At 48.5% G+C, this 5,897-nt stretch carries 6 protein-coding genes; 1 reads left to right on the top strand and 5 read right to left on the bottom strand.

Going from position 1 to position 5,897, the window contains the following annotated elements:
• Window positions 1–176: 176 nt before the first annotated feature.
• The 3 genes from RN22_RS23305 to RN22_RS23295 form a co-directional block, all read right to left on the bottom strand.
• Window positions 177–578, bottom strand: coding sequence for a phosphate-starvation-inducible protein PsiE (locus RN22_RS23305; protein ID WP_002536240.1), 402 nt, complete (start codon window positions 576–578; stop codon window positions 177–179).
• Between the two features lie 127 nt (window positions 579–705).
• Window positions 706–1,620, bottom strand: a complete 915-nt coding sequence (locus RN22_RS23300; RefSeq protein WP_046308210.1) for a M14 family metallocarboxypeptidase — start codon at window positions 1,618–1,620, stop codon at window positions 706–708.
• A gap of 92 nt (window positions 1,621–1,712) precedes the next feature.
• Window positions 1,713–2,597: a LysR family transcriptional regulator gene (locus tag RN22_RS23295; protein WP_046308217.1), complete on the bottom strand. Its 885-nt coding sequence runs from the start codon at window positions 2,595–2,597 to the stop codon at window positions 1,713–1,715.
• 262 nt (window positions 2,598–2,859) lie between these two features.
• Between RN22_RS23295 and RN22_RS23290 the strand changes: the two genes are divergently transcribed.
• Window positions 2,860–3,570, top strand: coding sequence for a cation transporter (locus RN22_RS23290; RefSeq protein ID WP_046308215.1), 711 nt, complete (start codon window positions 2,860–2,862; stop codon window positions 3,568–3,570).
• Between the two features lie 32 nt (window positions 3,571–3,602).
• Here the strand turns inward: RN22_RS23290 and RN22_RS23285 are convergent, their stop codons facing one another.
• Entirely contained in the window at window positions 3,603–4,925 is a 1,323-nt protein-coding gene (locus RN22_RS23285; RefSeq protein WP_197076337.1) for a HAMP domain-containing sensor histidine kinase, read from the bottom strand.
• A 73-nt stretch (window positions 4,926–4,998) separates the two neighbouring features.
• Entirely contained in the window at window positions 4,999–5,679 is a 681-nt protein-coding gene (locus tag RN22_RS23280; protein WP_046308212.1) for a response regulator transcription factor, read from the bottom strand.
• Window positions 5,680–5,897: the final 218 nt, after the last annotated feature.

Genomic DNA, 5,897 nt, shown 5'->3' with positions numbered 1-5,897 from the left:
GCTACACATCGAAGCCTCTGCCTTGCATAAAACCCCCACAAACTGCTGCAAAAATCATCACCAAAGGTCAACAGCCCCTAGCGTGGATTAAGAAAAATCAGTTATGCATAGCCACATGAGGCTTTCAACATGCTCTTGTGGCTATGCGAGCGAACTCGATCAGAAAAGGCGTTTTTCTACTCCTCGCCACCCGGTACTTTGGGGTAGGGGAATTTGATATGGCCGATTCGGATGACAAACACGGTGATCGCGAGGATAAGACCAGCAATGGTGATGGAGAGGATCCGCCAGTCATCCATGTTTTTCATATCCAGGATAAGGTAACGCGCCAGTGCAACTATTCCGATGTAGAGAGGCATGCGAACGGGTACTTTTCCTGATTCGAAGAAGCTGTGCACCATGGCGAGCACTTCGAGGTAGATGAACATCAGCAGAAGATCGCCGACTGATACGGTGCGGTTAACGATGACTAAATGGATTTCCTCGCCAATAGCATAGATTGTGGCGATCACAATCAGTACCAGCACGCAGTTTTCCATAAAGTGTATGACTTTAGACGTATTTTTGTTCTTGGGCATTTTCACCACCATCCTTGGGTAAAATGGCAGTGTAGCGAGAAGCTTTACAGCTGTACCGTCTCATTGGCAAGAGCACACCCCTTCAATATTGAAGGAGTGCGATTATGAGGAGCGTTTGAAGTGGCTGTTATCGAACAGAAAGCAGGTAGTTTAACGCACCGCGAACAGCAGCAACCTGCGCATCATTACATTCTTCGTCGGTCACTTTCGGGCTGTCTGGGTACACTTCTGTGGTCGTACCGTATTGGCAATTGGTAAAGCCACTACACAAACCCAATTTCTTCGTTGGGTAGTTAATCACGCCTTCCTGCTCAACCGGAGTGCCAATGATATTGCCGTTTTCATCGGCTGGCGCAATGTGAGTCACTTTGCGCACTTCATTGATGATGGCGGTTTGGAATTCCGTGTTCGGCATGTCAGTGTCGCCAACGGTGTAGAAACCATCTGGCACCGTATCAGGCTCATATTCCTTGCCGTCACGCGCCGCAAGTGCAGGGCGGAATTCAGACTCGTCGGTGTCGGTGGTTTCGTGCAGATCGATATGGGTGAAGATTTTCACTCCCAGACCTTTTACCCAAGCCATCACATTCGCCGCTTCTTCTGAAGGGCTGTTTTCATAGAATGAGCGGTTAGGGTCGATTGTTTGTGGGTTCCATCGGTTGATGGTTTCGTAACCCCAAGGGCTGACACATGGCGCAACCACCAAGTTGAAATGCTCTGTGTAGCTTAGCGCTTCGGTATCAAGAAACTTCAGTGCACCATGAACACCGCTGGTTTCATAGCCATGCACGCCACCCGTGATCAAAATGGTAGGTTTGGAAGCATCGAAATTGCGGCTGCGAATACCGAACTGTGGATAGCGAGCCTTGTTGTAAGATAGCGCGCCGTATTGCTCGACATCGAAACGACCTTTCAGTGCATTGATTTTTCCAAGCACTTCTTCTTGATAGCTGCGTTTGATGCTCACAGTGTGCAACCACTGAACTCTTTCTTTTTTGCCCCAAGGTTGACCTGGTGTACCGATCGGGTATGCGTTAGACATGCTTGTTACTGTTCTCCTGTTACTTTGTCGGTGTGATTATTCGCACCTTCCCCTTTTGAGGCAAACTTTTTATCTACTGACAATTGTTTTATTTACTCTGCATCTGCCACGAGAAAACTTTCCAACCTGTCTGAAAGCCAGGCTGTCAGTGCGCCGCCACGCGCATCCATGGCGGTGATTTCACCATAAGGTTGCCATTGCATTGCGTTGGAATGGCGCATGACCTGCAACGTGCCACTACGAAGATACTTCCTCAACAGCATAGATGGCACATTTGACCAACCTGAACCGTCCAACACCGCATCTCGAAGATGCTCGTAAAATGGCAATGCGATGTAGTGGGGTGAGATTGGATCGAGCGCTTTAAGACCCTCATCATCCACGTAAGCAAGGGTGATTTCGGTATAGCGTTCCAAGTCTGCACGTTGTATACGTTTCATCGACGCCAATGGATGATCTTTGCGCACCACAGACATCATGCGTACCTGACCCAGTTTCTTTGAGTTAATGCGGCCAAAGGCGCGGGTTTCTGGCAACAGGCCGAAAGCGACATCCACCATGTTTTCATCCACCATTTCGTAAAGCTCTGGCGGGGGAGCCACGTAAATCGAAACGCTGGAATCGGGGAACTGTTGCTGAATTTCCCGCATGGTGGCGCGCCAGAAAGATTCCGGCAGTGCATCATCACGGCCGATGCGAAGGGCGGATTCAATACCACTTTCGAATTGGCGGCATTTGGCTTCAATATCCAACGCGGCTTGCAACATGCGTTCGCAATCGTCATGCACCATTCGGCCAACATCCGTCAGTTTTACGCTGTTACCGGAACGGGCGAGTAACTCAACACCTAAACTGTCTTCCAAAGCGCTGATTGCTGCACTTACCGTGGTGCGACTTTTGTCGAGCTCGCGGGCTGCGCCAGCAATCGAGCCTTCTTCTACAGCGGTTAAAAACATTTCTATTTGGCTACTACGCATATCTGCATACCGTTTCATCAATCCTGTGGAAATTGATTCTACGCCTAAATATTTCAGTGAAAAGACCTGGTGACGAAAAAGTTGTCGCTCAGCAACTCTTGGTTTTTCTCAAAAGCGGTTATTGTGTTTCCAGAGCGTTAAGGAATACCCAAATTACCTCGTATAAACGGCACTTTTAGGCCAATAAGAACTGCGCTAAATGGTAAGAGGTGGTTTGGTTATTCTCGCTACTGTCAAAATTTTTGTCACTTTGTGGGGATTTATGTCTTGTGAATATACGAAAGAACGTAACTTATTGAAGTTTTCTACCCTTGCCTGTTTAGGTTTCGCGGCAATGGGTATCGGCCTGGGCATCTGGGCGGGATCCATGGTTATTGTGTTCGACGGCGCTTACTCTCTTGTCAGCCTGGCTCTTTCTCTGATGGCGCTGGCCGCAACCATGTACATTCGTAAGCCTGTGAAGAAATCAGGCAAAAATGAGCAGCCAGTTTCTGCACGTAAGGCTGCAGTGATTGAATCGCTGGTGGTTCTGACCAAAGGTCTCGTGGTGGGTATTGTTTGTCTGGTGTCTTTCGCTTCAGCCATGCAGGCCATGTTCGACGGTGGTCGTGAAGTGAACGCAGGTTTCGCGCTGGTGTTTGGTGTTATTAACGTGGTGGGCTGTCTGGCAACCTATATGGCAGTTCGCAAACAATCCGGTAAACGCCCTTCAGCGATTTTGAAAGCAGAATCAAGCCAATGGTTGATGGACACGGTGATCAGTGCCGCGGTATTGGTGGGCTTCTTGGTCGCAGCAGGTCTGATGATGAGTGGTCTGGAAGAATATGCGGTATACGCTGACCCAATGATGGTGATTCTGGCTTCGGTTTACTTCGCGACAGTACCGATGAAAATGATCAGCGAGTCTTCGAAGAAACTGATGGCTATCCATCAAGAATCGATGAGCGAAAAAGGTGAGGGTATCCTTGCTTGACTCACGAATGAGTAGTTTGAACAAAGAGCAGCTTAGGCTGCTCTTTTTTGTGGGAAACGGAGGGTGAAAATACTGCCTTTTCCTAATTCTGAGGTAACACTGAGTTCGCCCCGAATTGTCGTCGTGATTGCTTTGGCTAACGACAGCCCAAGTCCATAGCCTTCAGTTGAGCGGCTTTGTTCTGTTCTGAACAATCGTGAAAAAATGAGCGTTTGATGCTCTTCCGCAATCCCCATTCCCGTATCGCTGACCGTAATGCGCGCAGATTTAGCGTCCACCTCGTATGCCAGCACGACGGTTCCATCTTCAGGCGTGAACTTAATGGCGTTATCGAGAAGATTGACGAGCACCTGAATCAATTTACTTTCATCACTCACCAACTGTTGACCTTTTTGGCAGTCAATAATCAGCGTGATTGATTTTTCCTCCGCGGCTTCCTCGTACCATTCCACCACCTTCTCTAAGGTGTCTTTGACATCAATGGAATGAAAAGAGGGCATGCTTCGACCTGCCGCTTCATCATTAATTTTCATTAGGGTTGTCAGCATTTGGTTGGCAATTTCGGATGACTCCAGACAGTCCGTCAGCGCAGACTTTAAAGCTGCTTCACTCTCGGTTTGGGACTTGGAGCCGATCAGCGCACTTTCTGCTGATAGCCTGATGCGTGACAGCGGTGTTCGTAGATCGTGGGCGATGGCGTGAAGCGTATTTTCCATGCTTTCAATCACCATGCTCAGTCTGGTCAACAGTTTGTTGATGCTTTGGCTCATCGCTGAAAGCTGCCCTGATTTGTTTCCTTCAGAGACATTAAAAGCAATGTATAAAGTGTCGAGCGATGCAGTACTGGCTTCATCCAACTGGTGGGCAAGCGAGAAAAGCGGAGCAAGTGTTGAGTGGATCAGCTTCCAGACAAAGCCCGCACAGACGAATGCCAACAAGGTTAAGGCCATGCCAATCCTCGTCCATTCGCTGAACACGGTCGGAAAATGTGCCAAAGTCGGCTGTACCATCCAATAGGTGCCTGTTTTGGCCTGCATAGGTAAGGAGATATAAGGCACGCTGGTCACTTGGGTTATCCAGCTTCTTTCATTAGCTAGATAGGTATTCAAGGGCCTGGTTGGGGCTAGCAGGTCAAACCCTCCGATTCTTTTTGCCTCTTCTTGATTATCAGCCTGCCAAAAAATGGCAATTTGATTTTCTTCCAATCGCTGGGGGTTGGAAGTGATGACATGAAGGAATTTTTTGTCGTCGTTGAAAGTGATAATCCTTTGATATTCGGCCTGCATCGAGCTGAGTAGCTTCACGTCATTGCGGTAAGACCCGTAAAGCAACATCACCGCAATGGTGATTTGCACGATCACCAAGCACAGCGTAAGCACCAGGACAAAGCGCAAGAACAAGTGGCGCTGTGTTTTGGATAGCGACTGGCTAACACTCTTTTCTGAGGACATAGCCGACTCCTCGTATCGTGTGTATCAGCGAATGGTTGAAGGACTTGTCGACTTTGTTCCTAAGCCGGCAAACGAGCACATCAACCACGTTAGTTTGGGGATCGAACTGATAGCCCCACACTTGTTCAAGAATGGCTGTTTTCGACATCACTTTTTCTGGGTTTCTGAGAAAAAGCTCTGCGAGTGCAAATTCTCTTTTATTGAGGGATATACGCTCTTCGCCCCTGACCAGTTCGCGTCGAATCAAATCAAGGCTGAGCTCGTCAAAACTCAATAATGTGGGAGAGGCGGGTTCTCGGGCTCCGCGACGTGAAATAGACTGGCATCTTGCCATCAGTTCGGTAAAAGCAAAGGGCTTAACGAGGTAGTCGTCTGCGCCACATTGTAATCCAGTCACACGCTCTTGAACCGAATGCTTCGCACTGAGAATGATCACGGGCACGTTGTGGCCTTGCCCCCGAAGTTGACGGAGCAATGTCATGCCATCCATTTCTGGCAGCATCAAATCCAGAACCACGACGTCGTAATGTTCCTGAGTGGCGTAGTGGAGACCTTCAACGCCAGTTTTTGCCAGCGTGGTTGAGCAACCTTCCTGCTCGAACCCTTGCTGGAGAAACTGCTGGATGTGCGCGTCATCTTCGACGATCAGTAAATTCAATCCATGACCCCGTATTTGTCTTTTCTGTAATTTATCAGAGCGTGTCGGTGAATTGGCTTTCATTACAAGTATGTAATGGTTTGGAAAGTTTTGGGTAATTGGGTTCCAGGTACCTTGTTTATACCCAAACAACCTGAAGATGCCTGATTCAGCGAGATTGACTGGCGTTGTGATCGCGGCGTTCCTTTGCTGGTGTAGACACCTCCATCAAAAAGGAA

It is taken from the genome of Grimontia sp. AD028, assembly GCF_000973155.1.
Taxonomy (GTDB): Bacteria; Pseudomonadota; Gammaproteobacteria; order Enterobacterales; family Vibrionaceae; genus Enterovibrio; species Enterovibrio indicus.
Note: the sequence above shows the minus strand (reverse complement) of the source record. Positions and strands in the feature narration are given on the sequence as shown.